Annotated in this window: 3 protein-coding genes and 2 pseudogenes; 3 read left to right on the forward strand and 2 right to left on the reverse strand. The window is 44.1% G+C overall.

Annotated features, from left to right (window positions below; translation table 11 throughout):
- Together F6J94_RS31835 and F6J94_RS31840 are read left to right on the forward strand one after the other, a co-directional pair.
- Window positions 1-609: alpha/beta hydrolase (locus tag F6J94_RS31835; RefSeq protein WP_293047571.1), on the forward strand; the 609-nt coding region annotated here is incomplete at its 5' end.
- A 284-nt stretch (window positions 610-893) separates the two neighbouring features.
- Window positions 894-1,466 carry a DUF1131 family protein gene (locus F6J94_RS31840; protein WP_293047573.1) on the forward strand — a complete coding sequence of 191 codons (573 nt, stop codon included), beginning with the start codon at window positions 894-896 and terminating at the stop codon, window positions 1,464-1,466.
- 40 nt (window positions 1,467-1,506) lie between these two features.
- Here F6J94_RS31840 and cimA read toward each other — a convergent pair whose 3' ends face one another.
- The gene (gene cimA, locus F6J94_RS34555) at window positions 1,507-2,523 is read right to left on the reverse strand and encodes a citramalate synthase (protein WP_367142306.1); all 1,017 of its coding nucleotides are present in this window, start codon (window positions 2,521-2,523) and stop codon (window positions 1,507-1,509) included.
- Between the two features lie 91 nt (window positions 2,524-2,614).
- Between cimA and F6J94_RS34560 the strand changes: the two are divergent.
- Window positions 2,615-2,782, forward strand: a pseudogene (locus F6J94_RS34560) (hypothetical protein); the annotation flags it as partial.
- On the opposite strand, the pseudogene F6J94_RS34565 reads toward F6J94_RS34560, so the two are convergent.
- Window positions 2,761-3,360: pseudogene (locus F6J94_RS34565) on the reverse strand (citramalate synthase); the annotation flags it as partial. The pseudogenes F6J94_RS34560 and F6J94_RS34565 overlap by 22 nt on opposite strands.
- Between the last annotated feature and the right edge of the window lie 196 nt (window positions 3,361-3,556).

Consider the following 3,556-nt stretch of genomic DNA (forward strand, 5'->3'; position numbering starts at 1 on the left):
GTATTGATGGACGCACTGAATCTGGAAAAAGCCCATTGCATTGCTCACGATTACGGTGCAGTAGTAGGTTGGGAATTAGCCACAAGGTATCCAGAACGGCTCGTGTCATATGTTGCCTTATCAGTAGGGCATCCTCTGGCATTAGTAAAAAACTTTTCCCTAGAGTCAATCCTAAAAAGCTGGTATCTAATTTTCAACCCCTTACCTGTGGCAATCCCTATATATCGTGCAATGAATGGATTGATTTTTAGGTGGGTACTGCGTGGTCACCCCGACAAAGAAAATGTAGTTGAAAAATTTTTCCTTGAAAAAAAACCTTTTTATATTCAAGTCTGGGAAAAAGCTAATCCGATACTTCCATTTATTTTATCTTCACTTCGCCAACAACAATCACAGCTAACTTTAATAAAAGTTCCAACTCTTGGTATTTGGAGTTCTGGAGACAACTTTATGGCTGAGGAACAGATGAGGAAATCGAGTGCTCTAGTGCAGTCGGAGTGGAAATATATAAAAATATCTAAATGCAATCATTGGCTTCAATTGGAAAAGCCACAAGAAATTAATAAGCATTTACTTGAGTGGCTTAACCAACAGGGTGAAAAGTGTTAAACTAAGCCAGACACTCGGTTTTGCTGAACCCGGAGGTTTTCCATCTCCCTGCTGTTCCTGCTGCTTGCCTTCATTAAGCTTACTCAAACTCACTTGCAGGGTAAAGGCATCTCATTAAAGGGCTGAAACAATTGAGGTTTTCTATACTCATAGTTTTGGTGCTAAATTAACATCAATAGCTTCGTCAAGCCTGTTATAGCGTTAACTCAACCTAAAATTGACTTGCTCAATTTTGCTGCTGAAAAGCAGTTACTGAGATACTTTCAAGTTTTTGGAGAGGTCTATTGTATAGAAAAACACTATTTACCCTAACCAGCATAGTCCTAGTCACCAGTATCCTGGGCGCTTGCACCAAGGAACCTTCCCCGCCTGAAACTAAGTCTAATCTCAGGCTGACTCCGGAAGGTTTGGGAACACTCAACAAAACCAGCAACTTTGATGCTGATACCATCAAGAGTGCTTTGCCCAGTTATACCGTAAAAAAAGAAACCACCTCTGCGGAAGGGGAAACTTACGATATTTTCAGAGCCTACTGGCAAGATAGCCCGGTAGTGGAAATCGATGCCGACATCTCCCAGCAAAAAATCGGCAGGATTGAAATACTAAGCGATCGCATACCTGGTCCAAAGGATGTGAAAGTAGGAATAGCCTACTCAGCCACTCCTGGACAAGAGAAACTAGACTGCTTGCCAGGTGAGGAAGGGTCCACTGGTAAAGTGATTTGTAGGTTTGAGGAAAATGCCTCAATCCTATACGTCTATCAACCCCTTAACTGGGAAGGACCTTATCATAAGTTACCTCCCCAAGAGGTTCTCACCAAGGCTAAGCTAGATAGTCTACTTTGGGTAGCACGTTAGTGCGCAAATAGCAAATATTAATTACTAATTAGCGCTCTAATTACCGCTCTTTCAGGGCTGGCGAATGACTTAATGGTGTTTTTGCTGAAGATTCCAACAGCAAACCATACTCAATGCCTTCCACCACAGCTTCATAGGACGCTTCAAGAATATTACTGGAAACCCCCACAGTTGTCCAGCGCTGTTCTCCATTGCTTGATTCCACTAGCACCCTTGTCTTAGCCGATGTGCCAGCAGCACCATCCAGAATCCGCACTTTATAGTCGGTTAGATGAAAAGCCGCAATCTCTGGGTAAAAGTTCACTAAGGCTTTGCGCAACGCTGCATCAAGGGCTGACACTGGTCCATTGCCTTCTGCTACTTCCAAAATATCCTGGTTGTTAACAGATACTTTAATGGTTGCCACAGAATTACTGTAGGGTTTACGGACCCCTTGTAGCATATCGCAATGTATCTGACAGCCTTTGAGTTCAAAGGGATGTTCTCGATATCCCAAAGCATCCCGCATCAACAAATCAAAACTGGCTTCCGCTGCTTCAAATTGATACCCTTCATTTTCTAGATCTTTGAGGCGTTCCAGGATTTCGCGACAGGCGGGGTCTTTTTTATCCAAATCATGACCGAAACTACGGGCTTTTGCTAATACATTGCTCAATCCCGACTGGTCAGAAATTACGATCCGACGTTGGTTACCAATCTGTTCTGGCTGAATATGTTCATAGGTCAGAGGATTCTTTGCCACCGCTGACACATGGATGCCACCTTTGTGAGCAAAGGCTGAACGACCGACAAAGGCACCATGGTCATTGGGAGCAAGATTGACAATCTCGCTAATTAAACGACTAGCTTGGGTAAGTCTGGCTAGCTGATTATCCTGAATACAGGAATAACCAAGCTTCAACTGTAAGTTAGGAATCACAGAACAGAGATTGGCATTACCACAGCGTTCACCATAACCATTAATCGTTCCCTGAACCATACAGGCTCCCTCAGATACCGCAGCTAAGGCATTAGCAACCGCTGTATCTGAATCATTATGGGTATGGATTCCTAACATGGGTTGTAGGTTAGCCGGTTGAAGGTTAGTGTCGGTTGCAGGTTGAAGGTTAGCCGGTTGCAGGTTAGCCGGTTCAAGGTTAGCCGGTTCAAGGTTAGCCGGTTCAAGGTTAGCCGGTTGCAGGTTAGCCGGTTCAAGGTTAGAACCTTGGCCTTTTGGCCACGCTTCGCGAACAACATTCAACCTTCCAACGTTCAACTCACTTTCAACATTCAACCTTCCAACGTTCAACTCTTTAGCTACATCTCTAACAATTTGACTAACTTGATCGGGTAGGGTACCACCGTTGGTGTCACACAGTACTAGCCATTCTGCACCCGCATCTTTAGCAGCTCTCAGGGTTTTGAGGGCATAGTCTCGATTGGCTTTATAGCCATCAAACCAGTGTTCTGCATCGTAAATCACCCGACGCCCTTGACTACGGAGGTATTCTATGGTATCCCGAATCATGGCTAGGTTTTCCTCTAGGCTAGTTTTCAGCCCTTCGGTGACATGAAGATCCCAGGATTTACCAAAAATAGTCACCCAGCGCGTTCCTGCAGCTAAAATAGCTTGCAGCATCCGGTCTTCTGCAGCGATCATGTTTGGCCGTCGAGTTGAGCAAAAGGCTACTACTTCTGCTTGTTTGAGAGGTTCTTCTTTGAGCTTCCAGAAAAATTGCACATCTTTCGGATTTGCCCCTGGCCATCCTCCTTCAATGAAGGGAATACCTAACTCATCCAGTTGTCGAGCAATGCGTAACTTATCTTCTAGAGACAATGAAATTCCTTCACGCTGGGCACCATCCCGCAGCGTTGTATCGTAAATCCAGATGGGGTGAGAAGTTGTTGAAGTCATGGGCAGTTATAAAAGTTGACTTTATCGTAAAGAAATGTAAATTGTAGTTAAGGGTAAGCTTTGAGGGCCTAAAGCTTAGTCAGAGGACTAGACCTCTAGATATTTATAAACGCAGCTTATCTAGAACCATCAAACAATAAGAGCACCTTAGTGTATTGCCAGATTGGCTTTGTTCACAACACTAAACATAGCTGCA

The sequence above is a fragment of the Moorena sp. SIO1F2 genome, from assembly GCF_010672755.1.
GTDB lineage: Bacteria > Cyanobacteriota > Cyanobacteriia > Cyanobacteriales > Coleofasciculaceae > Moorena.

Bases quoted from the DNA above. Each gene is read 5' to 3' on its own strand.
- cimA (WP_367142306.1), bottom strand. From the start codon at position 2,523: ATGTTAGGAATCCATACCCATAATGATTCAGATACAGCGGTTGCTAAT.